We start from the raw sequence: 25,326 nt of genomic DNA, 5'->3' as shown, positions 1-25,326 counted from the left end.
GAGGCGACGGTGGCAACCGAAGCTGCCTGGCTGCTGATTGCACACATGAGGCTCCTGACCCGCAGACTTGCCGCTGCTGGTAAGGTTGGGTGACTTATGAGTCAGACTCTCAGGATGACGGGCTTAACATTCTTGTGGATGCGCACGTGGATCTGCGCCAGAGCGCCGCCTCACCGATGCCAGTTGCAGATGCCGCCGGTGCGGCACGGCCAGGTCTGGATCCGTGTGTCGCGGGCCTCCGCATCGAGCGGGTTCGAGTGGCGGCGCGCGAGCTTGGCGCGGGCGGGAACGTGCGCGGCCGCGCGCTTCCGCTCACGCGGCGCGGTTACCCCGGTGGTCCGCACGGCTTTCTTCGGCGCGACTTTCGTCTCCTCGACCTGCGGCTCGACATTCGCATGCTGATCGGGACCGTGGTCGGCCTTCGCCTCGACCGGAACCGGCTCGAACTGCGCCGGCGGGCCAAGCCGCTTCGGCGACAGCACCGCCTTGGAGAGATCGAGGCTGAAGAACTCGCTGGGGCCGTACTCGTCGGCAAACGCCACGCCACCCCAAGTCAGGCACGCGGTGCAGACGATTGCAACAAAAGCGTTTTTCAGGACCATCAAACGGCCTCCTGAAATCACTCGAACAGAACAGCCATCATGTAGGGGCCCCGGCCGCGCGAATCCAGCCACGGCTTGCGGCAGGGTTACCGGTCAACCAGGGCGGCGGTGGAAAGTTCCCCAGCCGCCACCTGGAGCCCTTTCCGTTCCGATGGAATAACGCTCTGCCCTATTCGGCCGCCTGCGCCAACGGCTGGCCGATCGCGCGCTCCAGCCGCGCGCATTCGGTGCGGTAGCGGGCGACGTTGCCTTCCTTGATGTGGCCATAGCCGCGCACGAGATCCGCAGCCTTTGCCAGCGCCACGAGCCGCGGCAAGTCGAGCGGCTTCCTGCCGTCGAGGTGACGCAGGATCATCGCCGAATAGTCGACCGGCAATGCGCGCTCCATCTTGCGCTCCGCGGTGTAGCCGAAAATGTCGAAGGCGGTGCCGCGCAGACCCTTCAGCTTCGCCAGCATGCCGAACGCGGTGAAAATCCACGCACCGAATTCACGCTTCTGCAGCCGCCCGGTGACGGAATCGCGCTGGGCCAGCAGCGGCGGCGCCAGCAAGACCTTCAGACCGGAATTGCCCTCGAACTGCTCCCTCAAGGCCTTGTTGAACTCGCCATCGGAATAGAGCCGCGCGACCTCGTATTCGTCCTTGTAGGCCAGCAGCTTGAACAGGCCCTTTGCGAAGGCTTCGGTCAGGTCCTGCGAGCCCGGCGCGGCCGCCGCCTCGGCGGTGCGGACGCGCGCGACGTCGTCGAGATAGCGCTTGGCGTAGGCCGCGTCCTGATAGTCGGTGAGGAATTTGGCGCGGAAGGCGATCGCCTCATCGAGCGTCTTCTCGGCCGGCGCGGCGCCGGCGCTCTTGAAACGCGCGGCGCTGACCACGCGCTGCAGGTCATGCGCGGCGAGCCGGCCCCACGAGAACGCAGTCTTGTTCATCTCGATGGCGGCGCCGTTGAGCTCGATCGCCTTCAGGATCGCTTCCAGCGACAGCGGGATCGCGCCGCGCTGAAAGGCAAAGCCGAGCATGAAGGCGTTGGTGGCGATGCTGTCGCCCATCAGCGCGGTGGCAAGCCCGGTGGCATCGAGGACGTCGAGATCGCCAGGTGTCACCGCGCCGTTCAGCGCATCGCGCATCGAGCTGGCTTCGAAGTCGATATCGGGATCGATCACGAAGCTTGCGGTCGGCAAGAGATCCGCGTTGACGACAGCGCGGGTGACGCCGCGCTCGGCGCGGCTCAGCGCCGGCACGCTGGTGGCGACGACGAGGTCGCAGCCGAGGATCAGGTTGGCGTTGCCGGGCGCGATGCGCACCGTGGTCAGCATGTCGGAGGCGGGCGCAAGCCGGACGTGGCTCATGACAGCGCCATTCTTCTGCGACAGCCCGGTGAAGTCGAGCGTCGAGCAGGCGAGACCTTCGACATGCGCGGCCATGCCGAGCAGCGCGCCGATGGTGATGACGCCGGTGCCGCCGATGCCGGTGATCAGGATGTTGTAGGGATTGCTCAACCTGGCCACAGGCGGCGTCGGCAAATCGGCGAACAACGCCTTGGGATCGGCGGCGGTACGGTCGGCCTTGCGCAGCTTGGGATCCTGCACCATCACGAAGCTCGGGCAGAAGCCCTCGATGCAGGAGAAATCCTTGTTGCAGTTCGACTGGTCGATGCGGCGCTTGCGGCCAAGCTCGGTCTCCAGCGGCTGCACCGAGACGCAGTTCGACGCCACCGAGCAGTCGCCGCAACCCTCGCAGACGCGCTCGTTGATGAAGACGCGCTTGGCCGGATCGGGGAACAGCCCGCGCTTGCGGCGACGGCGCTTCTCGGCCGCACAGGTCTGGTCGTAGATCAGGACGGTGAGGCCTTCGATCTCGCGCAGGGTGCGCTGCACGGCATCGAGCTCGCGGCGATGATGAATGGTGGCGCCGGGCGGAAAATAATTGGCGGGATATTTGTCGGGATCGTCGGAGACGATCGCGAGCCGCTTGGTGCCCTCCGCCCAGACCTGATGCGCGATCTGCGACACCGTAAAGCCGCCCTCGGCCGGCTGGCCGCCGGTCATCGCCACCGCATCGTTATAGAGGATCTTGTAGGTGATGTTGACGCCGGCCGCGGCCGCCGCGCGCAGCGCCAGCAAGCCGGAATGGGTATAGGTGCCGTCGCCGAGATTCTGGAACACATGCTGTTCGCTGGTGAACGGTGCCTGCCCGATCCAGCTCACGCCCTCCGCACCCATATGCGAGATGGTCTGGGTGTTGCGATTCGGCACCGACAGCGCCATGCCGTGGCAGCCGATACCGGCCATGGCGCGGCTGCCCTCGGGAATCTTGGTCGACGAGTTGTGCGGGCAGCCCGAGCAGAAATACGGCGTGCGTTGCAGCTTCGCGGTGCCCGTGCCCTCGGCCGGGCGATCGAACGCCTCGAGTTTTGCCAAACGCTGCTCCAGCAGCGGGCTGCGGTGACCGAGCCGGCGCAGCCGCGCCACCACGGCGGCGGCGACCATGGTCGGCGCCAGCTCGCCTTCGCTCGGCAGCAGCGGCGCGCCGCTCTCGTCGCGCTTGCCGACCACCGAGGGACGCTTTGAGGCGTCCATGTTGTAGAGGATGCGGACCAGCTGGTCCTCGATGAAGCCGCGCTTCTCCTCGACCACCAGCACGTCCTGCAAGCCTTCGGCGAAGGCGCGCGCGCCGCGCGCTTCGAGCGGCCAGGTCAGCGCCACCTTGTAGATGCGCAGGCCGAGCGCCTGCGCATCGGCATCGGTGATGCCGAGATCGGCGAGCGCCTGGCGCAGATCGAGATAGGCCTTGCCGGTCGCCATGATGCCGAGCCGTGCCGGCTTCGAATCCAGCACGATGCGGTCGAAGCGGTTGACGCGGGCGAAGGCCGCGATCGCCTCCATCTTGGGCCCGTGCAGCCGGCGCTCGGCCTCGAGCGGTGGGTCCGGCCAGCGGATCGAGAGCCCGTCCGGCGGCATCTCGAAATCGTCCGGCGTGATGATCTTGATACGATCGGGGTCGCTGACGATCGAGGCCGAGCTCTCCACCGTCTCGGAGATCGCCTTGAAGCCGACCCAGCAGCCGGAATAGCGCGACAGCGCGAAGCCGAGGATGCCGAGGTCGAGATAATCCTGCAACGTCGCCGGATTGACCACCGGCATCAGCGCCGAGGCGAACACCTGCTCGCTCTGATGCGCCAGGGTGGAGGATTGGCAGCCATGGTCGTCGCCGGCGAGCGCGATCACGCCGCCGTTCGGCGAGGTGCCGGCGGAATTGGCGTGCTTGAGCGCGTCGAGCGAACGATCGACGCCGGGACCCTTGCCGTACCAGATGCCGAACACGCCATCGACCTTGGCGCCGGGGAACATGCCGACCTGCTGGCTGCCCCACACCGCGGTCGCCGCCAGATCCTCGTTGAGGCCCGGAACGAAGGCGATGTCGTGCTCCTTCAGGAAGGATTTCGCCCGCCACAGCGCGTGGTCGTACATGCCGAGCGGCGAGCCGCGGTAACCGGAGATGAAGCCGGCAGTGTTCAGCCCGTGCGCGCGGTCGCGTTCGCGCTGCAACATGGGCAATCGGACCAGCGCCTGGGTACCGGAGAGGAAGATTCGTTTCGTATCCAACCGGTACTTGTCGTCCAGTCCAACTTCCATCAACGCCATCAGTTTCCCCGTCAGTCAGCCACGCCGGTCCGAACCGGTCTGATTATCTTCCGAAATGATCATGCATCAGCATGCACTGATTTTGTTATGCATGAACAGCCCCGTTCCATGGCCGCAGCACATATCTCATGTTGCGCATGCGAGGCTTGTTGCTCTGCGAGGCTTGCCGAACCCTGGCATCTTTGAAACGGTGGCGCGCAGAGGGAGACGCAGAGGGAGACCAAGGATGATTACAGTCGAATCCGCGTTCACGACGGAAATCGTGGAGAACGGCGATCTGCTGGTGGGTCCCTGGCGCAGCCCGAAGCAGATGCTGCAGGCCCAGACCTACGATTCCCACGCCTCGATTCACGACGACGCAACCGCGCAGAAGCTCGGCTTCCGCGGCGGCACGATCGAGGGACCGACCCATTTCAGCCAGTTCGCGCCGCTGTGCGAGCGGATCTGGGGCCGCGCCTGGTTCATGACCGGATGCCTCTCGGCGCATTACCGCAACCCGGTGTTCGAAGGCGAAGAGGTGCAGGCCCGGATCGAGAAGCCGAAGCCGGGCCAGACCGTTTGCACGATCGGGATGATCAAGCGCGACGGCACCGAGATCCTGCGCGGCACCGCCTCGATCGACGGCGACGGCACCGAGACGGCGCTCAGCCGCCGGCTCGGCGAATTGAAGCCGCTGACCGATCCCGTGATCCTCGCCGACATCAAGGTCGGCATGAAGACGCCGCGGCAGGCGATCAAGATGGATTTCGACCAGAACATGGGCGATCTCTATCCGTTCTCGCTCGCCGACAAGCTCAAGGTGATCACCGAGCCTTCGGACTATTATTCGCTGGAGCACAATCCCTGGGGCCGCGCCATCATCCCGATGGAGATGCTGAGCGTGCTGTTCCAGTACCGCGCGCGCGAAGATCGCCTGCCGGTCCGCGGCCCCGCGGTCGGGCTGTTCGCCGACCAGGAGATCCGTCTCTTGCGCGGGCCGCTATTCCCCGGCGAGACCTATTGGGTCGAGCGCGAGGTCGTGGCGCTCTCGGGCAGCAAGCGCACCGAGAGCATGTGGGTGCGCTCGAGCGTGTTCGATGCCGACAACGCCGTGGTTGCGACCATGCTGCTCAACGGCGCCAGCATGAAGGACTCCTACGCCAACTACGACAGCGAACACAAAGCCCTCTACGGCTGAAGCGACAGCCGTCTCCTCCGCAGCCGCCGAAAAAAGGACAACAACAATGGCCCGCCTGCCCTATCTCGAGGCCGATCAGGTCGCTCCCGAATATCGCGACATGCTCAAGCGCAACACCAATCTGCACAAGCTCCTGGTGAACTCGCCGGACATGGCGCGCGCCTTCAACGGCATCGGCGGCTATATCCGCTTCAAGAGCAAGCTCGATCCCAGGTTGCGCGAGCTCGCGATCCTCCAGGTCGGCTGGCTCGAGCAGTCGGAATACGAGTTCACCCACCATGTGAAGATCGGCAAGGAGTTCGGCGTCACCGACGAAGACATCCGGGGCTTGATCGCGGAGACTGATGGTAGACCCTCGAAGCTCGAGCCGCTGGCGAAGGCGATCCTCAAAGGCGCCCGTGAGATGGTGCGCGAGCTCGCGATGTCGGATGCGACCTTCGCCGAGATCAAGCAACATCTCTCCGACGAGCACATGACTGACCTTGTGCTGACGATCGCGTTCTACTGCGCCGTGGTGCGCGTGCTCGCCACCATGCAGATCGACAACGAACCGCACTACAAGGAGGTACTGCAGCAGTACCCGCTACAGGGAGTGAAGTGACATGCGCCTGCAAGATCGCGTCGCCATCGTCGTCGGCGCCGGCCAGAGTCCCGGCGAGGGCATCGGCAACGGCCGCGCCACCGCGCTGACCTTCGCGCGCGAAGGCGCCAGGGTGCTGTGCGTCGATCACAATCTGGCTTCGGCGCAGGAAACCGTCGATCTGATCGCGGCCAAGGGCGGGACTTCAGTCGCCTTCAAGGCCGACGTCACCAGAAATGCCGACATCAAGGCGATGGTGGCTGACGCACATGGCCGCTGGGGCAGCGTCGACATCCTGCACAACAATGTCGGCGTCAGTCTCTCTGGCGGCGACGCCGAGCTGCTTGATATCACCGAGGAGGCGTTCGACCGCTGCGTGGCGATCAATCTGAAGAGCTGTATCCTCGCCGCCAAGCACGTGATCCCGATCATGCGCGCGCAGCAGCGCGGCTCGATCATCAACATCTCGTCGATGGCCGCGATCACGACCTATCCTTACGTTGCCTACAAGGCGACCAAGTCGGCGATGATCGCCTTCACCGAACAGCTCGCCTACCAGAATGCGCAATATGGCATTCGCGCAAACGTGATCCTGCCGGGATTGATGAACACGCCGATGGCGGTGGACACGCGCGCCCGCGAATTCAAGAAGAGCCGCGCCGAAGTCGAGGCCGAACGCGACAGCAAGGTGCCGCTGCGTCACAAGATGGGCACCGGCTGGGACGTTGCCAACGCCGCGCTGTTTCTCGCCTCCGATGAGGCCAATTTCATCACAGGTGTGACGTTGCCGGTCGATGGCGGCGCAAGTGTGCGTCGCGGTTAACCGCGACGACTAACCCGATTAATCCAGGTGATTAACCCGGTTAATCGAGACGATTAACCCGGTTAATCGTTTCGATTAACCTATGTGACGATGCCGGTTAATCACTGTGACGACATCACGCGTCAACGCGCCGCAATGATTCGAAAAAATTGAAGTATTCCAATGACACGGCGATGTGACGACGCGTCCACATAAATCGAAATCCTGACTCGTTGTGGTCGCACGAAATTCATCTGCGCTCTGTATCTCGCACGCCAAGAACTCCTGGAGTGCCTGGACCGATGAGCGAAGAATTCGAACTCAGACCCGATCAGTGGGATGCGCTGAAAGCGCTGCGGGCCCCCGCAGCAAACCCTTCACGGCTGAACCGGTTTGCCGTCGAAAGCCTGGTCACGCTCGGCTATGTTGCGGTGCGAGGAGACTCGTTTGAGCTGACGCCCGCGGGCCGCAAGGTGCTGGTCCGCGGTTCGTCACTGCTGCTGCTCGATATCGCAGCCTGATCCTTCGAAGCTGACATCGAGCTTACACACGCGGCATCATGCCGCGTGTGCTTTTCCGGGGATGGTCGTCTCGCCGTGCTGCGTCAGCGGCTTCATCCCGGTGAGGCTGCGCAGCAGCACATAGAACACCGGCGTCAAAAACAGGCCGAACACCGTGACGCCGATCATGCCGGAGAACACCGCGACGCCCATTGCGCGCCGCATCTCCGAGCCCGCGCCGGTCGACAGCACCAGCGGCAGCACGCCCATGATGAACGCCATCGAGGTCATCAGGATCGGCCGCAACCGCAGCCGGCTCGCCTCGATCGCGGCACGGATCGGTGACCGCCCGGCGAATTCGAGCTCGCGCGCGAATTCGACGATCAGGATGGCGTTCTTGGCCGACAATCCGACCAGCACGATCAGGCCGATCTGGGTGAAGACGTTGTTGTCGCCCTTCGACAGCCAGACCCCGAACATCGCGGCCAACAGCCCCATCGGCACGATCATGATGATCGAGAGCGGCAGCGCCAGGCTTTCATAGAGCGCGGCGAGCACCAGGAACACCAAGAGGATCGCCAGCGGAAACACCCAGATTCCGGAATTGCCGGCGATGAACTCCTGATAGGTCAGATCGGTCCATTCGAAAGCGAATCCGGGCGGCAGCACTTCGGCCGCGATCCGCGTCGCCGCCTCCTGCGCCTGGCCGGAGGAATAACCCGGCGCGGCGGCGGCGTTGATGTCCGACGACAGGAAGCCGTTGTAGCGGATCGCACGCTCCGGACCTGCGCTCTGGCGGACCTTCAGCAGCGCCGACAGCGGCACCATGTCACCCGACGACGAGCGCACCTTGAGCTGCCTGATGTCGTCGGCACGCGCGCGGAACGGCGCGTCGGCCTGCACATAGACCGAATAGGTGCGGCCGAATTTATTGAAGTCGTTGACATAGTAGGAGCCGAGATAGATCTGCAGCGTGTTGAAGACTTCCGTGACCGGCACGCCGAGCTGCAACGCCTTGGTACGGTCGATGTCGGCGAACAGCTGCGGCACGTTGACCTGGAAGCTCGAGAACACGCCGGCGATCTCCGGCGCCTTCTGCATCGCCGCCATGAATGCCTTGGTCGCGTCGTTCAGCGCCTCATAGCCGAGGCCGGCGCGGTCCTCGATCTGCAGCTTGAAGCCGCCGATGGTGCCGAGACCGTTGACCGGCGGCGGCGGGAACATGGCGATGAAGGCGTCCTGGATGCCGGCATATTTCTTGTTCAGCGCCGCCGCGATCGCCGGACCGCTGAGCGAGGGATCCTTGCGCTCGTCGAACGGCTTCAAGGTCGAGAACACGATGCCGGCGTTGGAGGAGTTGGTGAAGCCGGAGATCGACAGGCCGGGGAACGCCACTGAGCTTTCGACGCCGGGCTGGGTCAGCGCGATGTCGCTCATCTTGCGGATCACTTCCTCGGTGCGGTCAAGCGTCGCGCCGTCGGGCAGCCGGGCAAAGCCGACCAGATACTGCTTGTCCTGGCCCGGCACGAATCCACCAGGCACCTGCTTGAACAGCACGCCGGTGAGGCCGATCAGCAGCACATAGAGGCCGATCACCACGGCCTTGCCGTAGATCACCTTGGTGACGGTGCGGCCGTAGTTCTCGGAGGATTTCGTAAAGACCTTGTTGAAGCCACGGAAGAACCAGCCGAGCGACCTTTCCATGACCCGGGTCAGCCAGTCCTTCGGCTCGTGATGGCCCTTCAAGAGCAGCGCCGACAGCGCCGGCGACAGCGTCAGCGAATTGATCGCCGATATCACGGTCGAGATCGCGATGGTCAGCGCGAACTGCTTGTAGAACTGTCCGGTGAGGCCGGAGATGAAGGCGAGTGGCACGAACACCGCGATCAAGACCAGCGCGATCGCGATGATCGGGCCGGACACTTCGCGCATCGCCTGGTTGGTGGCGTCGCGCGGCGACAGGCCGGACTCGATGTTACGCTCGACGTTCTCGACCACGACGATGGCGTCGTCGACCACGATGCCGATCGCCAGCACCAGGCCGAACAGGCTGAGCGCGTTGATCGAGAATCCGAACACATGCATCACCGCGAAAGTGCCGACGATCGACACCGGGACCGCGATCAATGGAATGATCGAGGCGCGCCAGGTCTGCAGGAACAGGATCACGACCAGCACGACGAGCGCGACCGCCTCGAGCAGCGTGTGGATGACGGCCTCGATCGACGAGCGCACGAATTGCGTCGGATCGTAGACGATCTGGTACGACACGCCTTCCGGCATGTTCTTCTTGATCTCGGCCATCGTCGCGCGGACATGGTCGGAGATCTCCAGCGCGTTCGAACCGGGCGCCTGGAAGATCGGGATCGCGACCGCCTGCTTGTTGTCGAGCAGCGAGCGCAGGCCGTATTCGGAGGCGCCGAGCTCGACCCGCGCGACGTCGCGCAGCCGTACCACTTCGCCGGCCGAACCGGTCTTGACCACGATGTCGCCGAACTGCTCCTCGGTCGACAGCCGTCCCTCGGCGTTGACGGAGAGCTGGAGGTCGATGCCCTTGACGCTGGGCGAGGAGCCGACCACGCCGGCGGCGGCCTCGACGTTCTGGGCCTGGATCGCGCGCACGACGTCGCTCGCGGTCAACGAATGCTCGGCGGCCTTCTGCGGGTCGACCCAGACCCGCATCGAATAGTCGCCGGCGCCATAGAGCTGGACGTCGCCGACGCCGTCGATCCGCGCCAGCCGGTCCTTGACGTTGAGCACCGCGTAGTTGCGCAGATACGTCATGTCATAGCGGTTGTTTGGCGACAGCAGATGCACGACCATGGTGAGGTCGGGCGAGCTCTTCTTGGTGATGATGCCGAGCTGGCGCACCACGGCCGGCAGGCGCGGCTCGGCCTGCTGCACGCGGTTCTGCACCAGCTGCGTCGCCTTGTCGGGGTCGGTGCCGAGCCGGAACGTCACCGTCAGCGTCATCGCGCCGTCGGTGGTCGCCTGGCTCGACATATAGAGCATGCCCTCGACGCCGTTGATCTGCTCCTCGATCGGGGTCGCGACGGTCTCGGCGATCACCTTCGGATTGGCGCCGGGATAGGTCGCGCGCACCACGACCGACGGCGGCACCACGTCGGGATATTCCGAGATCGGCATCGCCAGCAGCGAAATCAGGCCGGCCAGGAAGATCAGGATCGAAAGCACGCCGGCGAAGATCGGCCGGTCGATGAAGAATTTTGAGAGATTCATGGCTCCGCCCCCGTGCGCAGCGCCTAGCGCTGCACGACGTGCTGGTTGGTTTCAGTGGATGCCTGCTGCATGTCGCGTGCGCCCATTTCGGCGACTTCCATCTTCAGAAGCGCACCCGGACGCACGCGCTGCAGGCCGTTGACGACGATGCGGTCGCCGGATTTAAGGCCGGCGGTCACAATCCGCAGGCCATCGACCGCGCCGCCAAGCGTGACGGAGCGATAGACCGCGCGGCTGTCGTCGCCGACCAGCATGACGAACTTCTTGTCCTGGTCGGTGCCGACGGCGCGCTCGTCGATCAGCACCAGCGTCTGCTGCTTGGGCTGGCCCATGCGCACGCGGGCGAATTGCCCCGGGATCAGCCGGCCGTCATCGTTCTTGAACACGGCGCGGACGCGGATGGTGCCGCTCTGCCCGTTGACCTGGTTGTCGATCAGCTGGATGTGCCCCTTGGCGCCGAGGCCGCCCGACGTCACCATGTCGACCGGAATCTGGTCGAGATTGCCGCGCTTGCCGGAGGCGTCCGCGATCGAGTTCAGCGCGCGCAGCACGACTTCCTCGTCGGCATCGAAGCTCGCATAGATCGGATTGACCGAGACCAGCGAGGTCAGGACCGGCGAAGACGTACCTGCCGCGACGAGATTGCCGACGGTGACCTCGATCCTGCCGACCCGGCCGTCGACCGGTGCCCGCACCTCGGTGTAGTCGAGATTGAGTTTGGCCGTCTGGAGCGCGGCCTCGGCGGCCTTGACGTTGGCGACTGCCTCGCGATTGGCGTTGTCGCGCTGGTCGAAATCGCGCTTGGTCACGATGTTGTTGCCAACCAGCTGCGCGCCGCGCTCGACTTCGCTCGTGGTGAACACGACGCGGGCCTTGGCGGCCTCGAGCTGCGCCTGGGCGCGATCGACCTCGGCGGCGTAGGGCGCAGGGTCGATCTTGAACAGAATATCGCCGGACTTCACCAGCGCGCCCTCGGTGAAGTTGGTCGAAAGGATCGCACCGGCCACCCGCGGCCGGAGCTGGACACGATCGACGGCTTCGAGCCGGCCCGAAAAGTCATCGAACAAGGTGGTCGGCCGCGGCTGGATCACGGCAACGGTGACCGGGACCGCCGGCTCGGGAGCCGCGGCAGTCGCGGTCGCCTGTGCGGCATGAAAATAGTGGCCGGTCGCGATCGAACCGGCCACCGCGACGGCGCCAAGGATCACGATACCGCCGACGACACGTCGGAAGCGGCCGGAACGGGGATTTTGGGTTGACGAGGGCATTCACGCGCTCCAGATATCTGTAGTGTTCGCTACAGATGTGGAGCTGGACGCCGGTTCGCAAGATACTTATGTATCGAGCACTATGAATTTCTTATCTCATTCATGGGGAAATGGGAAGTCGCGGAAAAACATCACGTGCAACAAGAGGATAAGCCAGGGACAATCCGTCATAGAAACGGCACCCGGCTTACGGAGCAACGAAATATGGGAATGGGACGCCCCCGCGCTTTCGACGCGGACGCCGCTTTGGACCAGGCCATGGATGTGTTCTGGCGTCACGGTTACGAGGGCGCGACGATCGCCCAGCTCACCGAGGCGATGAACATCAATCCCCCGAGTCTCTACGCCGCCTTCGGCAGCAAGGAGGGTCTGCTGAAGGCCGCGCTCGACCGCTACACCGAGAAACGCGACGCCTGGATGGAAAAGGTTTTGGGCGCCGCCACCGCCCGAGAGGTAGCCGAACGATTTCTGATGGAGCACGCGGACGCCCAGACCGATCCCGCCAACCCGCCCGGCTGTCTGCTGGTCCAGGGCGGCCTTGCCTGCGGCACCGGCTCGGAGAATGTTCCATTTGAACTGGCAGCGCGCCGCACCCGAACCGAGGACCAGTTGCATGAACGTTTTGTCCGCGCAAAGGCCGAACGCGACCTGGGTGAAAGCGCCGATCCGGCCACCCTTGCCCGCTATCTCTCCGCGGTAACATCAGGCATGTGCGTGATGGCCTCCTCGGGCGCCGACCGCAACGCGCTGCGCGAGATTGCAGCGGTGTCGCTGAAAGCGTTTGATGAGCAGGCGAAGGGGTAGAGCGGTTCACGTCAAGCGCCTGCGAGCCCCAACGAAGTTGGGAGTGACCGGGGATGAATCATTGGACCGGCTGGCTGCCGGGTCTCGACACGCTGCGTCGATATCAAGCGGCTTGGCTCCCACACGACATCGTCGCCGGGCTGGTGCTCGCGACCATGCTGGTCCCGGTCGGCATCGCCTATGCGGAAGCATCCGGCCTGCCCGGCATCTACGGGCTCTATGCGACGATCGTTCCGCTGCTCGTGTACGCGTTGTTCGGGCCGAGCCGCATCCTTGTCCTTGGACCGGACTCGGCGCTTGCGGCCATCATCCTCGGCGTCGTGGTTCCGCTGTCGGGCGGCGATCCCCTGCGCGCGGCAACCTTGGCCGCCATGATGGCCGTCGTCTCCGGAACGATATGCATCGTGGCGGGCATCGCGCGGTTGGGATTCCTGACCGAGCTTCTCTCCAAGCCGATCCGCTACGGCTACATGAACGGAATAGCCCTGACCGTGCTGATCAGCCAGCTGCCAAAGCTGTTCGGCTTTTCCATTGAAGGCGATGGACCTCTGCGCAGCCTCTGGGCGGTCGTCGGAGCAATCGTCGACGGAAAGACGCATTGGGCGACCCTCGGGATCGGCACAGCGACGCTGGCGGTGATCCTGCTGCTCGCCCGGAACAAGCGGCTGCCGGGCATTCTGATTGCCGTCGTCGCGGCGACGGTCATCACCGGCATTTTCGATCTCGGGGCACGCTTCGGCGTGACAGTCCTGGGTTCGCTTCCCCAGGGCCTGCCGGGATTTGCCATTCCCCGGATCAGCTATGGCGACATCGTGCAGGTGCTGATCGGCGGCAGCGCCGTCGCGCTGGTGTCGTTCGCCGACACCAGCGTGCTTTCGCGCGCCTATGCGGGACGATTGGGCGATCGTGTTGATCCCAACCAGGAGATGGTGGGGCTCGGCGCGGCCAATCTGGCGGCCGGCTTTTTTCAGGGTTTTCCGATCAGCAGCAGCGGATCGCGCACGCCTGTAGCGGAAGCTGCCGGAGCGCGCACTCAATTGACCAGCGTCATCGGCGCGCTGGCCATCGCCTTTCTGCTGCTGATGGCGCCGAATTTGCTGCAGCACCTGCCCAACGCCGCATTGGCCGCCGTCGTCATCGCCGCCGCGCTCGGCCTGTTTGAGATCGGCGACCTCAGGCGAATCTACCGCATTCAGCAGTGGGAGTTCTGGCTATCGATGGTCTGTTTTGTCGGTGTGGCCGTGCTCGGCGTGATTCCCGGAATAGGCCTCGCCATCGTGCTCGCCATCGTCGAGTTCTTGTGGGACGGCTGGCGGCCGCATTCCGCGGTGCTGGGCCGCGCCTCCGGCGTGAAGGGCTATCACGACATCACGCGATACCCGGATGCGCGCCAGATCCCCGGGCTGGTGCTGTTCCGGTGGGATGCGCCGCTGTTCTTTGCCAATGCCGAGTTCTTCAAGGAACGCGCGCTGGATGCGGTGGCGAAATCTCCGACCCCGGTGCGCTGGCTGGTGGTCACGGCCGAGCCGGTCACCAGCGTGGACGTGACCGCGGGCGACATTCTCGCCGAGCTGGACGAGGCGTTGCACGCACAGAAGATCGAGCTGTGCTTTGCCGAGCTCAAGGATCCCGTCAAGGACAAGCTGAAGAAATTCGGCCTGCTGGCGCAACTCGGCGAAAACAACTTCTTCCCGACGATCGGCGTCGCCGTTGCGCGCTACCTCGAGATCAACAACGACGTGACCTGGGAAGACTGGGAAGACCGGGCTGAAGCCTAAAGCGCGATGGGTTCAATCGTCAGCGCGCTATAGCGCTTTTGTTTGAGCATGATCTCCGCGCAAACGCTTCGCGTTTGTCGCAGGGAAAACCGCTTCGCACTTTTCCGGATCATGCTTCCCAGCCATCCGCGCGGATTACCACATCGTCTGCCGCGCGCGCTCCGGCCATTCCCGATCGTATTTGTCGCCGCCGACCGTGTGCTCGCTCATCTCGGCGAGGATCTGGCCCGGCGTCGGCAACGCCTCCGGATCGACCCGCTTGTCCGGATTCCAGAGATCGGAGCGCACGATCGCGCGCGCACACTGGAAGTAGATCTCCTCCACATGCATTACGATCACCGTGCGCGGCGCCTTGCCTTCCATCATGAAGGAAGCGAGCAGTTCCGGTTCGGCCGTGACATAAGCGCGGCCGTTGATGCGCAGCGTGCTGCCCGAGCCGGGAATCAGGAACAGCAAGCCGACGCGGGGATCGCGAACGATGTTGCGCAGCGAATCGCAGCGATTGTTGCCGCGGCGATCCGGTATCATCAGCGTCTTCGCATCATGGATGCGCACGAAGCCCGGCAGGTCGCCGCGCGGCGAGCAATCGAGCCCTTCGGGGCCTGCGGTCGCAAGCGACACGAACGGCGACTTCTCGATGAGCACACGATAGAGCGGAGTCACGTGATCGGCGACCTTCACGGTCGACGCGTCGTTCGGGAAGCCGTAGATCGCCTCAAGTTGCTCGACCGTTTCGATCACCGACATTCGTGCCGTTCTCCTCTGCTTCCTTTTCGACGCGTTTTCTTCACGCGAACCGGGATCCACTTCGCTCGAAAACGCTCTAGTCGTCCCAGCGTTCGCCCTTGATGATGCGGACAAGTTGTCGCGCATGATAGTCGGCGGTGCCGGAATTGACGATGGTGAAATCGGGCATCGACGTGCTCTCGTCGACGGTACGGGCCAGCCGCTGCTCGAGAAGGCCGTCGCTGCTGCGCGCCCGCATTGCGAGCCGCGCGGCCAGCACATCCGGCGGCGCCGTGACCAGCACCACGACAGCATTGGCATAGTTGCGGCGCGCCGCCGCGATCACGGTGCGCGAGACGTTCGCGATCACGGTGCGTCTTGCACCGATATCGTCGTTGATCGACCGCGACAGCGCGTAGCGATGGCCGTGCGCTTCCCAGTGCATGGCGTAGTCACCGGCGGCCACCGCGCGCTGGAAGCTTTCCGCGCTGACCTCCTCATTGTCCTCCGACGCCGAGGCCTGGCGGGTGATCAGCCGGCGGGGAAACACGACATCGCGATCATCGCGACAGGCCGCCTTGGCGAACCCAAGCAGCGTATCCTTGCCGGCACCGCTCGGGCCGACCACCAGGATCAGCCGGCCGGGACCGATTCCGGCGCGCCGATCGGCGACGACGGATGCATCGGTCATGCGACCCTCCCCCCTTCGCGCCAGACGCTGCGCACGACAGGCAGATCGCGCGCGACGTGCACGCGGATCAGGTCGGCGCGCCGGCCGACCGCGATCTCGCCGCGGTCGTTGAGCCCGACCGCCTCGGCCGGTGTCTTGGTCACGGTGCGCACGGCGGAAGCGAGATCGATCGCCGGCACATGCCGCGGCAATTGCAGCGCCGCCATCAGCAGGCTGGACGGGATGTAGTCCGACGACAGGATATCGAGCATGCCCTCATTGGCGAGATCGACGGCCGCGATATTGCCGGAGTGCGAGCCGCCACGCACCACATTCGGCGCGCCCATCAGGATGTCGATGCCGGCGGCATGCAGCCCGCGCGCGGCTTCCATCGTTGTCGGGAACTCCGCCACCGCGACCTTGTCGTTGACGGCGTCGACCACGTTTTCATCCGTGGTGTCGTCATGGCTCGCCAGCGGGATCCTGTACTCATGCGCCAGCGCGACGATGGCGCGGGTGTTCGCAACAGCATATTCCTTCTGATAGGCGAAGCGGCGCGCGAACAGCACGTCGAGCTGGGCGTCGGTCATGCCGCCGCCCTTGCCGCGATAGTAGTCGCGCAGCTTCACCTCGTCGCGGAACTGGCGCTGGCCGGGCGTGTGGTCCATCAGCGACATCAGCCGCACGTCCGGCCGGTCGATCAGTTCCTTGGCCTCGGCGACGACATCAGGCATCGGCACCTCGCAGCGCAGATGCAGGAAGTGATCGGCGCGCAGCAGATTCTCCTCGCGCGCCGCCGCGATCGCCGCCGCCAGCACGCCGGCGCGGCCGTCGACATCCTCGGCGCCGTCCTCGCGCCAGACCCGCAGCGAATCCAGCACCGTGGTGATGCCTGAGGTCGCGAGCTGCCCGTCATAGGAGATCACGGCCGCGACCGGATTCCAGAACACCTTCGGCCGCGGCACATAGTGCATCTCGAGATGGTCGGTGTGCAGCTCGATCAGCCCGGGCATCAGGAGGTCGCCGGCGGCATCCTCGGCGGCCTCGGGCGCCCTGCCCTCGCCGAACTCCGCGATCCTGCCGTCGGATATGGCGACCCAGCCCTGCTCGATCACGCGATCGGCGAGGACCAGCCGGGCGTTGCCGATGATGGTGTCTTGCTTGGCGGTCATTTCAAACGATCCTTCAGGCAGCAGCCGCGAACGAGGTCACATCGACGATACGGTCGGCGATCAGATGACGGATTTCGTCGTCATGGACAATCGCGACCATCGCGACGCCCTCGGTTTTCTTCTCCGCGATCAGCTCGACCACTACGGCGCGATTCGCCGCATCGAGCGAAGCGGTCGGCTCGTCCAGCAGCAGGATCGGCAGGTCCGAGATGAAGCCGCGCGCGATGTTGACCCGCTGCTGCTCGCCACCGGAGAAGGTCGAGGGCGGCAAGGTCCACAGCCGCTCCGGAATGTTGAGCCGGCGCAGCAGCTGGCCGGCGCGCGCGCGGGCCTCCTCGCGCGCCACGCCGTTGACGATCAAGGGCTCGGCGACGACGTCGATCGTCGCCACCCGCGGCACGGCACGCAGGAACTGGCTGACATAGCCGATGGTCGAGCGGCGGATGCTGAGCACCTGGCGCGGCTCGGCGGTGGCAAGGTCGACAACCTTGCCGTGATGGCGGATGCCGATCCGGCCGCTGTCGCAGCGGTAGTTGCCGAAGATCATTTTAAGGATGGAGGATTTGCCGGCGCCCGACGGGCCCGACAGCACCACACACTCACCCGGATCGGCGTGGAACGAGACGCCGCGCACCACGGGCAGTTCGACGCCGCCCTGCAGGTGCATGATGAAGGTCTTCTCGGCATCGGCAAGTTCGATCATCGCGGTCATTGGCACGCTCATGGCGGAAGAATCGAGGAAACGAGCAGCTGCGTGTAGGGCTCGCGCGGATCGTCGAGCACCTGGTCGGTGAGGCCGGTCTCGATGACGCGGCCGCCCTTCATCACCATCACGCGATGCGAGAGCAAGCGCGCCACGGCGAGGTCGTGGGTCACGACGATCGCGGCGAGCCCGAGCTCGCTGACGAGGTTGCGCATCAGGTCGAGCAATCGCGCCTGCACCGAGACGTCGAGGCCGCCGGTCGGCTCGTCCATGAACACCAGCCGCGGCTCGGTGACGAGGTTGCGGGCGATCTGCAGCCGCTGCCGCATGCCGCCGGAATAGGTCTTCGGCGCGTCGTCGATGCGGCCGGTATCGATCTCGACCCGCTCCAGCCAGGTCGACGCGGTGTCGCGGATGCGGCCGTAATGATTCCAGCCGACCGCCATCAGCCGCTCGCCGACATTGGCGCCGGCCGACACGCCCATGCGCAGGCCCTGCGCCGGGTCCTGGTGCACGAAGCCCCAGTCGGTGCGGAACAGGAAGCGCCGCTCGGCCTCGCCGCGCTCGGCGAGATCGCGCAGCACGCCGTCGCGCATCCGGTAGCACACCCGGCCGGCGCTCGGCGCGAGCTGCGCCGAGAGCAGCTGCAGCAGCGTCGACTTGCCGGAGCCCGACTCGCCGACGATCGCCAGCACCTCGCCCGGATAGAGCGCGAACGAGACGTCGCGGCAGGCCGCAAGCCGGCCGTAATTCTTGGCAAGCCCCTCGGCCACCAGCAGCGGCTCATCGTTCTCGAGGCTCGAGAGCTCAGACATGCGCCTTCTCCTTGTGCGGCGCTGCGCTCTCGGTGCCGTGATGGCCGGCGGCCTGGCGCTGCTCGCAGAAGTCCGTGTCGGAGCAGACAAACATCCGCCCGCCCTTGTCGTCGGTGACGATCTCGTCGAGATAGGAATTGTCGGCGCCGCACAGCGCGCAGGGCGCGTTGAAGCGGTAGCGCGTGAACGGGTGATCCTCGAAGTCCAGCGACACCACGGTGGTGTAGGGCGGGATCGCGTAGATGCGCTTCTCGCGGCCGGCGCCGAACAGCTGCAGCGCCGCGCAATTGTCCATCTTCGGATTGTCGAATTTCGGCGTCGGCGACGGGTCCATCACGTAGCGTGCGTTCACCTTCACCGGATAGGCGTAGGCGGTGGCGATATGGCCGAAGCGCGCGATGTCCTCGTAGAGCTTGACGTGCATCAGCCCGTATTCGGCGAGCGCATGCATGCGCCGCGTCTCGGTCTCGCGCGGTTCGAGGAAGCGCAGCGGCTCGGGGATCGGCACCTGATAGACCAGCACCTGTCCGGCATGCAGCGACGCCTCGGGAATGCGGTGCCGGGTCTGGATCACGGTCGCGTCCGTGGTCGAGGTCGTGGTCGCGACACCCGCGGTCTTGCCGAAGAACTTCCGGATCGAGATCGCATTGGTGGTGTCGTCCGAGCCCTGGTCGATCACCTTCAGCACGTCGTCGGGACCGAGGATCGCCGCCGTCACCTGCACGCCGCCGGTGCCCCAGCCATAGGGCATCGGCATCTCGCGGCTCGCAAACGGCACCTGGTAGCCGGGGATCGCGATCGCCTTGAGGATCGCGCGGCGGATCATCCGCTTGGTCTGCTCGTCGAGATAGGCGAAATTGTACGTCGGCGCGTTCATTCCGCGGCCTCCTGCATTTCCACCGCCTCGTTGGCTTCCGCAAACTCCTGCCGCAGCTTGCGCAAGAGGCCGAGCTCGGACTGGAAGTCGACATAGTGCGGCAGCTTGAGATGCTCGACGAAGCCGGTCGACTGGACATTGTCGGAGTGCGACATCACGAACTCCTCGTCCTGCGCCGGCGCCGCCGCCTCCTCGCCGAGCTCGCGCGCACGCAGCGCGCGATCGACTAGCGCCATCGACATGGTCTTGCGCTCGCTCTGCCCGAAGGCGAGGCCATAGCCGCGCGTAAAGCACGGCGCCTCGGTGGTCGAGCCCTTGAACTGGTTGACCATCTGACACTCGGTCAATTCGATCGAGCCCAGCGGCACGGTAAAGCCCGCGTCCTCGGCGAAGAACTCGACCTCGACCTCGCCGAAGCGGATCTCGCCGGCGAAGGGGTGATTGCGGCCGTAGCCGCGCTGCGTCGAGTAGCCGAGCGCGAGCAGGAAGCCTTCGTCGCCGCGCGCCAGATTCTGCAGCCGCAAGTCGCGATCGGCCGGAAAGCTCAGCGGCTCGCGCGTGAGGTCGCCGACCGGCGTGTCGCTATCTGCCTGCGGTGAGGATTCGATCAGGCCGTCACGGCCGAGAATGTCGGTCACCCGCGGCGTCGCGGCCTGCGAGGCTTCTGCGGTCTCCGGCTGCTCCGGCACAAAGCCTTCCGCGAGCTGGGGATCAAGCAGGCGATGGGTGTAGTCGAAGGTCGGCCCCAGGATCTGGCCGCCCGGAACGTCCTTGAAGGTCGAGGAGATCCGCCGCCGCACCTGCATCTCGCCGGTGTTGACCGGCTCGGTGGCGCCGAAGCGCGGCAGCGTGGCGCGGAAGGCGCGGACCAGGAAGATCGCCTCGATCATGTCGCCGCGCGCCTGCTTGATCGCGAGCGCCGCGAGCTCGCGGTCGTAGAGCGACCCTTCGGTCATCACGCGATCGACACCAAGCGCGAGCTGCCCGGAGATCTGCGCCAGCGTCACCTCGGGCACATCGCGGTCGCCGCGCCGCTCATGCGCGAGCAGACGATGGGCGTTCTCGATGGCGCGCTCGCCTCCCTTGACGGCTACATACATCGCTCACACTCCGCTTGCGATCAGCCGCGTGGTGCGCGGGATCGCCACAATGGCATCGTCATGGACCAGCACGACATCGATGCCGCGCGGGAACAGGGTTTCGTTGATCGCAAGCCGCTGGAACAGGTCGCTTGGCTTGATCATCGCCTGCAGCACGGCGCTGCCGTCGATGCCGGGCCCTTTCAGCTCGAAGGCCGGACCCTGCGACAGACTGTCGACCTGCAGGATCAGCGTGGTCGACCGGTCAGGATATTCGCTGCTGCCGAACGCGAAGCAATCGAGCGCCGCCAGGCTCGCGGCATCGCCGATCAAAGCGAAGCTCGCGATCGAGGAATCGGCCACCACCGGCGCGCTGGCGTGAAACTTCAGCCAGCGGGCGACGTCCGGCGTCGCCGACATCGCAGCGTCAAGCCAGATCGGCGTGTCGTGATCGAACAGCGTCAGCGCGATCGCGGCCGCGCCGCGCATCATGCCGGCGGGCGTTCCCACGCTCGCGGCGACGTGCTGCACGCTACCCGGGCGCGCCATCGCATCCATCACGGAACGGAAAGTCGACTGCGCCGACAGCACCTTGTCGGCAAAGCCCGCGGGCATTTCGGCAATCGTCGTCATTGCATCATCCCTCACCGCGCACCATCGTGTAGAAATCGACCCGCGTCGCCGCGGTTTCCGCCGCCTTGCGGCCGCGTTCGGCGTTCATGGCGACGCGCAGCGGCGCGATCACCTTGGCCTCCACCTCGCCGGACAGTTCCGCCGACTGCACCATGGCATCGCACAGCGCGATCATCTGCGCCTTCCGCGCGTCGCGGCCAAGCGTGTAGCCGAAGCCGACCTCGCCGGTCGCAAGCCGCACCGCCGCGCGCGACACCGTCGCCTCGCCGAGATTGAACGGCGCACCGTCGCCGCCGATCCGCCCGCGCAGCATCACAAGGCCGTTTTCCGGCTCGCGCAGGTTCTCATGCGCGGGCACCTCGATCGCCGCCAGCCTGCCGGCGATGTCGGTCGCGGCGGCGTGCGCCAGCACCGTCATCGCGGCCTTGCGCTGGGCCTGTTTGCTGTTTGGTCCGGTCGAACTCATGGGCAAACCTTTGGGCAGCCTTGCTTGCATCAAGTTGTCTATGATACTAGACAACTTGATAGCGGAGCGCCATGACTGTTTCGTGACAAACCAAAGATTTCTGGTATCACCGCGCCATGAGCATGCAGGAAAGTTCCGGCGTCGCCTTGTGGCGGCAGGTCGCCGACGGCATCGAGCGCGGCATCGCTGACGGCCGCTTTGCCGCCGGCGAAAAGCTGCCCGGCGAGATGGAGATCGCCGAGACGTACCGGGTCAACCGCCACACCGTGCGGCGGGCGCTCGCCGCATTGGCCGAGCGCGGCCTGGTGCGCGCGGAGCGCGGCAGCGGCACCTATGTCGAAGCCCAGCGCCTCGCCTATCCCTTGCGCTCACGCACGCGATTTTCCGAGATCGTCGGCGCCGGCGGCCACGAGCCGCGCGGCCAGCTGATCGAGGCAGGCGACGACGTTGCCAACCGCGAGATCGCACGCGAACTGGGCCTGAAGATCGGTGCGCCACTGATCCGGATCGAAGCGGTGCGCCTCGCCGACCGGACGCCGATCTGCGTTTCCACCACCTGGCTGTCGGCCGAGCGGTTTCCCGATGCCGGCAGCGTATTCGCCAACGTTCGCTCGATGACCAAGTTGCTCGGACATTACGGCGTCAAGGACTACCACCGCGCCTCGACCCGGATCACTGCGGCGATCGTCGATGCGACCGACGCCGCGCGGCTCGACCTGCCGCTGGGACGGCCGGTGCTGGTGGTCGACGCCACCGACGTCGACATGCTGGACCAGCCGCTGGTGACCAAGCGCTCGCGCTTCGCCGCCGAGCGCGTCGAGTTTCTGGTCGAGAACGGTTGACGATGAACTCTTCTCCCTCGCCCCGCTCTTGCGGGGAGAGGGTTGGGGTGACGGGCTGTCTACGCGACTTCGAAAGCTTTGAGTGTGCGGAGAGTCCCCCTCACCCGGAATTTGCACTGCGCGAAATTCCGGCCTCTCCCCGCACGCGGGGAGAGGCGAAGAAGAAGCTACACCACGGCGCGCTGTCCAATGATCGCAAAGCGCAGCTTGCTGGAGATGAAATCGATCGCGGCAACCGCGATCAGGATCATCAGGATCAGGAACGATACCTTCTGCCATTCCAGCACGCGGATCTGCTCGGCGAGCTGCAAGCCGATGCCGCCGGCGCCGACGATGCCGATGATGGTCGCCGAACGCGTGTTCGACTCGATGAAGTAGAGCACCTGCCCGGCGATCACGGGCAGCACCTGCGGCAGCAGGCCGAAGCGGATCTCGTGCAGCGCGTTGCCGCCGGACGCGCGGATGCCCTCGACCTGCTTGCGATCCGCCGCCTCGATCGCCTCCGAGAACAGCTTTCCGAACGCGCCGAAGTCGGACACCATGATCGCGAGCACGCCGGCGAACGGGCCGAGACCGACGACGTTGATCCAGACCAGCGCCCAGATCAGCGTATCGACGCCGCGGATCGAATCCAGGAAGCGGCGCACCGGAAAGCGGATCAGGTTCGAGGGGATGATGTTGCGCGCCGCCAGCAGGCTGACCGGCAGCGCCAGCAGCGCGGCAAGCGTGGTGCCGAGCACCGCGATCGACAGCGTCTCGCCGAGCGCCTGCATGTAGAGCGGAAACGACGAGCCCGGATTCGGCGGGAGCATCAGCATGGTGATCCAGCCGAGCTGGCCGAGGCCCGCGATCAGCCTGGACGGCGAGAAATCGAGATCGACCAGTCCGAACACGAAGATCGCGAGCGCCGCCGCGATCATGGCCGGCATCGCCAGCCGTGCCGATGCGGGACGTTCGAAGACGCTGGGGTACTTCGCGCGCAGTTCCGTGGTGTCCGGCCTCGGCATCTGGCTCATCGACGGGTCTCCTTGCCGAACAGCCGGCCGCGCAGCCAGCCGGTCGAGATGTCGATGATGAAGACGGTGACGATGATGGTGATGAGGATGGCGCTGACGTCGGAATAGTAGAACTTGCGGATCGCGACCACCAGCTCCTGGCCGATGCCGCCGGCGCCGACGAAGCCCATCACCGACGCCTCGCGGACGTTGATCTCGAAGCGCAGCAGCGCATAGCTGGCATAGCCGGCCGAGACCTGCGGCAGCACGGCAAAGCGCATGCAGGACAGCCAGCTCGCGCCGGTGGAGCGGATGCCCTCGACCGGCTTCATGTCGGCATTCTCGACGATCTCGGCAAACAACTTGCCGAGCGCCCCGGTGGTGTGGATCGCGATTGCCAGCACGCCGGCCATCGGCCCGAGGCCGAACGCGATCACGAAGATCAGCGCGAACACGATGCCGGGAACGGTGCGCGCGAATTCCAGCAGGCGGCGGATCGTGAAGCGTACCCACGGGCCCGGCGACGTATTCTGGGCCGCGAAGAAATTGAGCGCGAAGGCGAGCACGGCACCCGTCAGCGTGCCGACATAGCTGATCAGGATCGTCTCGCCGAGCATCTTCAGCCATTTATGCCAACCCCAGAACCATTCGGCGGGATCGGTCCAGACCCGCGCGCCGGAATCCAGCGTCAGGATGCGATCGAAATAGCTGACGAAATTGCCGAAATAGGTGAACAGCGTGCGCAGGTTCACTTCCGCGCCGAACGCCGCGATCACCAGCACCGCACAGAATGCCGCCGTTGCCAGCGCGGCCTTCAACCGCTTGCGTGCGACGGACTTGCGGTAGGCGTCCTCCAGCGTCGCCAGTTGCTGCGCTGGAAGAATGGATACGGCGGTCGCCATCGACGCGTGCCAGTCCGGTTCGGAGTTGAGTGGAGAGAAAGGGCCGGGCTATGCGCCCGGCCCTCGTGACGTCAGGCGTGCGATCAGCTCGCCTTCTTGCGCAAACCGTCGACGAACTTGATCAGCTCGATGGTGCCGTCCCAATCCTTGGTGGTGGCGGGATGGAAGCCTTTCTTCTGTCCGTCGGACAGACGGTCGAAGGCGGCCTTGTCCTTGGTCGGGGCGTCGAAGAAGGCCTTTGCGATCGCAGCCTTCAGATCCTCCGGAAGATCGGTGTTGTACGCATAGGGGCCGTTGATGATCAGCGCCGACTTGTGGATGATGCGGAAATCATCCTTCTTCATCGCCGAGCCGTCGGCATTCTTCAGCATGCCCTTGGTCAGCATCTGGGCGAGCGTGGAATCGTCCTCGTTGGTCCACTGGTTGGCGGCCACATCAACGGTTCCCTGCGACAGCGCCAGGACGGCGTTCTCGTGGCTGCCGGTGAACACGACCTTGCCGAAATAGCCCTCGGCGTTCGCGATGCCCATCTTGTTGAGTTCGAAGCGCGGCACGTTGTTGCCGGACGTCGAGTTCGGATCGACCAGGCCGAGATTCTTGCCTTTCAGGTCCTCGACGGTCTTGTACGGGCTCGACGCCTTGACGAAGAACACCGAGTAATAGCCGGTCGAACCGTCGGCGTTCATATCGTTGGCGAACGGGTCGGTCTTGACGCCGGTCAAGCGTGCGCGAGAGAACGAGGCCGAGCCGTAGCTGGCGATCTGGATGTTGCCGGCGCGCTGGCCTTCGATGACGGCCGCGTAGTCGTTGGCAATGCGCAGCGTGACCTTCACGCCGAGCTCCTTCGACAGGTACGCGACGAACGGCGTCCAGCGCTCGGTGACGCCGGAGGCGTTCTCGGCCGGCACCACCGCGAAGGTGAGCTCCGGATATTTTGCCTTCCAGTCCTGCGCGGAGGCCGAACCGGCAAATGCCAGCGCGGCGGCGCCAGCCAGAATGATGCGACGAGTGAACATGACTACCCCTCTTTTGTCGTAGTTGCACCTGTTGGC

Annotated in this window: 23 protein-coding genes; 7 read left to right on the top strand and 16 right to left on the bottom strand. The window is 65.2% G+C overall.

All coding sequences use genetic code 11. From position 1 onward, the window contains the following. Nucleotides 1–170 precede the first annotated feature (170 nt). Nucleotides 171–602 (bottom strand): hypothetical protein, encoded by a 432-nt coding sequence (locus PMN64_RS23300; RefSeq protein WP_028339531.1) that lies wholly within the window; start codon nucleotides 600–602, stop codon nucleotides 171–173. A gap of 169 nt (nucleotides 603–771) precedes the next feature. Beyond that, the gene (locus PMN64_RS23295) at nucleotides 772–4,245 is read right to left on the bottom strand and encodes an indolepyruvate ferredoxin oxidoreductase family protein (protein ID WP_411782331.1); all 3,474 of its coding nucleotides are present in this window, start codon (nucleotides 4,243–4,245) and stop codon (nucleotides 772–774) included. Nucleotides 4,246–4,471: 226 nt separating this feature from the next. Here PMN64_RS23295 and PMN64_RS23290 point away from each other — a divergent pair, with 226 nt between their 5' ends. The 4 genes from PMN64_RS23290 (at nucleotide 4,472) to PMN64_RS23275 (ending at nucleotide 7,325) form a co-directional block, all read left to right on the top strand. Further along, a complete protein-coding gene (locus tag PMN64_RS23290) occupies nucleotides 4,472–5,422 on the top strand; it encodes a hypothetical protein (protein ID WP_028339533.1) in 951 nt (316 codons plus the stop codon). A gap of 46 nt (nucleotides 5,423–5,468) precedes the next feature. Then, nucleotides 5,469–6,023 carry a carboxymuconolactone decarboxylase family protein gene (locus PMN64_RS23285; protein ID WP_028339534.1) on the top strand — a complete coding sequence of 185 codons (555 nt, stop codon included), beginning with the start codon at nucleotides 5,469–5,471 and terminating at the stop codon, nucleotides 6,021–6,023. A 1-nt stretch (nucleotide 6,024) separates the two neighbouring features. Further along, complete coding sequence (locus PMN64_RS23280; RefSeq protein WP_028339535.1) at nucleotides 6,025–6,825, top strand: SDR family NAD(P)-dependent oxidoreductase; 801 nt, start codon at nucleotides 6,025–6,027, stop codon at nucleotides 6,823–6,825. 281 nt (nucleotides 6,826–7,106) lie between these two features. Next, nucleotides 7,107–7,325, top strand: a complete 219-nt coding sequence (locus PMN64_RS23275; RefSeq protein ID WP_016845043.1) for a hypothetical protein — start codon at nucleotides 7,107–7,109, stop codon at nucleotides 7,323–7,325. Nucleotides 7,326–7,361: 36 nt separating this feature from the next. Here PMN64_RS23275 and PMN64_RS23270 read toward each other — a convergent pair whose 3' ends face one another. Continuing rightward, nucleotides 7,362–10,544 (bottom strand): efflux RND transporter permease subunit, encoded by a 3,183-nt coding sequence (locus tag PMN64_RS23270; RefSeq protein ID WP_028339536.1) that lies wholly within the window; start codon nucleotides 10,542–10,544, stop codon nucleotides 7,362–7,364. Nucleotides 10,545–10,567: 23 nt separating this feature from the next. Continuing rightward, entirely contained in the window at nucleotides 10,568–11,812 is a 1,245-nt protein-coding gene (locus tag PMN64_RS23265; RefSeq protein ID WP_028339537.1) for an efflux RND transporter periplasmic adaptor subunit, read from the bottom strand. A gap of 204 nt (nucleotides 11,813–12,016) precedes the next feature. Between PMN64_RS23265 and PMN64_RS23260 the strand changes: the two genes are divergently transcribed. Both PMN64_RS23260 and PMN64_RS23255 read left to right on the top strand, forming a co-directional pair. Next, complete coding sequence (locus tag PMN64_RS23260) at nucleotides 12,017–12,616, top strand: TetR/AcrR family transcriptional regulator (protein ID WP_028339538.1); 600 nt, start codon at nucleotides 12,017–12,019, stop codon at nucleotides 12,614–12,616. A gap of 53 nt (nucleotides 12,617–12,669) precedes the next feature. Then, complete coding sequence (locus PMN64_RS23255; protein ID WP_411782330.1) at nucleotides 12,670–14,394, top strand: SulP family inorganic anion transporter; 1,725 nt, start codon at nucleotides 12,670–12,672, stop codon at nucleotides 14,392–14,394. A 135-nt stretch (nucleotides 14,395–14,529) separates the two neighbouring features. Here the strand turns inward: PMN64_RS23255 and PMN64_RS23250 are convergent, their stop codons facing one another. From PMN64_RS23250 to phnG, 9 genes are all read right to left on the bottom strand, one after another. Further along, the gene (locus PMN64_RS23250; protein WP_028339540.1) at nucleotides 14,530–15,141 is read right to left on the bottom strand and encodes a pyridoxamine 5'-phosphate oxidase family protein; all 612 of its coding nucleotides are present in this window, start codon (nucleotides 15,139–15,141) and stop codon (nucleotides 14,530–14,532) included. Nucleotides 15,142–15,217: 76 nt separating this feature from the next. After that, nucleotides 15,218–15,811 carry a phosphonate metabolism protein/1,5-bisphosphokinase (PRPP-forming) PhnN gene (gene phnN, locus PMN64_RS23245; RefSeq protein WP_028339541.1) on the bottom strand — a complete coding sequence of 198 codons (594 nt, stop codon included), beginning with the start codon at nucleotides 15,809–15,811 and terminating at the stop codon, nucleotides 15,218–15,220. Further along, nucleotides 15,808–16,962 carry an alpha-D-ribose 1-methylphosphonate 5-triphosphate diphosphatase gene (locus tag PMN64_RS23240; RefSeq protein ID WP_411782328.1) on the bottom strand — a complete coding sequence of 385 codons (1,155 nt, stop codon included), beginning with the start codon at nucleotides 16,960–16,962 and terminating at the stop codon, nucleotides 15,808–15,810. The genes phnN and PMN64_RS23240 overlap by 4 nt, the downstream gene beginning before the upstream one ends. Nucleotides 16,963–16,975: 13 nt before the next feature. Next, nucleotides 16,976–17,674 (bottom strand): phosphonate C-P lyase system protein PhnL, encoded by a 699-nt coding sequence (gene phnL / locus PMN64_RS23235; protein ID WP_411782327.1) that lies wholly within the window; start codon nucleotides 17,672–17,674, stop codon nucleotides 16,976–16,978. 8 nt (nucleotides 17,675–17,682) lie between these two features. Then, on the bottom strand, nucleotides 17,683–18,480 hold the full coding sequence (gene phnK, locus PMN64_RS23230) for a phosphonate C-P lyase system protein PhnK (protein ID WP_411782326.1): 798 nt from the start codon (nucleotides 18,478–18,480) through the stop codon (nucleotides 17,683–17,685). Then, entirely contained in the window at nucleotides 18,473–19,357 is an 885-nt protein-coding gene (locus tag PMN64_RS23225; protein ID WP_016846424.1) for an alpha-D-ribose 1-methylphosphonate 5-phosphate C-P-lyase PhnJ, read from the bottom strand. The genes phnK and PMN64_RS23225 overlap by 8 nt, the downstream gene beginning before the upstream one ends. After that, on the bottom strand, nucleotides 19,354–20,457 hold the full coding sequence (locus PMN64_RS23220) for a carbon-phosphorus lyase complex subunit PhnI (protein ID WP_411782325.1): 1,104 nt from the start codon (nucleotides 20,455–20,457) through the stop codon (nucleotides 19,354–19,356). Before PMN64_RS23220 ends, PMN64_RS23225 begins: the two co-directional genes overlap by 4 nt. Before the next feature lie 3 nt (nucleotides 20,458–20,460). Beyond that, nucleotides 20,461–21,069: a phosphonate C-P lyase system protein PhnH gene (gene phnH / locus PMN64_RS23215; protein WP_411782324.1), complete on the bottom strand. Its 609-nt coding sequence runs from the start codon at nucleotides 21,067–21,069 to the stop codon at nucleotides 20,461–20,463. A 4-nt stretch (nucleotides 21,070–21,073) separates the two neighbouring features. Then, nucleotides 21,074–21,535, bottom strand: coding sequence for a phosphonate C-P lyase system protein PhnG (gene phnG / locus PMN64_RS23210; RefSeq protein ID WP_411782323.1), 462 nt, complete (start codon nucleotides 21,533–21,535; stop codon nucleotides 21,074–21,076). Between the two features lie 116 nt (nucleotides 21,536–21,651). On the opposite strand from phnG, the gene phnF reads away from it, so the two are divergent. Beyond that, nucleotides 21,652–22,377: a phosphonate metabolism transcriptional regulator PhnF gene (gene phnF / locus PMN64_RS23205; protein WP_016846420.1), complete on the top strand. Its 726-nt coding sequence runs from the start codon at nucleotides 21,652–21,654 to the stop codon at nucleotides 22,375–22,377. Nucleotides 22,378–22,544: 167 nt separating this feature from the next. Here the strand turns inward: phnF and phnE (PMN64_RS23200) are convergent, their stop codons facing one another. The 3 genes from phnE (PMN64_RS23200) to phnD form a co-directional block, all read right to left on the bottom strand. Then, nucleotides 22,545–23,393, bottom strand: coding sequence for a phosphonate ABC transporter, permease protein PhnE (gene phnE / locus PMN64_RS23200; RefSeq protein ID WP_411782322.1), 849 nt, complete (start codon nucleotides 23,391–23,393; stop codon nucleotides 22,545–22,547). Further along, nucleotides 23,390–24,274 carry a phosphonate ABC transporter, permease protein PhnE gene (phnE, locus tag PMN64_RS23195; RefSeq protein ID WP_050387861.1) on the bottom strand — a complete coding sequence of 295 codons (885 nt, stop codon included), beginning with the start codon at nucleotides 24,272–24,274 and terminating at the stop codon, nucleotides 23,390–23,392. Before phnE (PMN64_RS23195) ends, phnE (PMN64_RS23200) begins: the two co-directional genes overlap by 4 nt. An 83-nt stretch (nucleotides 24,275–24,357) precedes the next feature. Continuing rightward, nucleotides 24,358–25,290, bottom strand: a complete 933-nt coding sequence (gene phnD / locus PMN64_RS23190; protein WP_411782321.1) for a phosphonate ABC transporter substrate-binding protein — start codon at nucleotides 25,288–25,290, stop codon at nucleotides 24,358–24,360. Nucleotides 25,291–25,326 lie beyond the last annotated feature (36 nt).

The organism is Bradyrhizobium sp. UFLA01-814 (genome assembly GCF_046718885.1).
Taxonomy (GTDB): domain Bacteria; phylum Pseudomonadota; class Alphaproteobacteria; order Rhizobiales; family Xanthobacteraceae; genus Bradyrhizobium; species Bradyrhizobium elkanii.
Note: the sequence above shows the minus strand (reverse complement) of the source record. Positions and strands in the feature narration are given on the sequence as shown.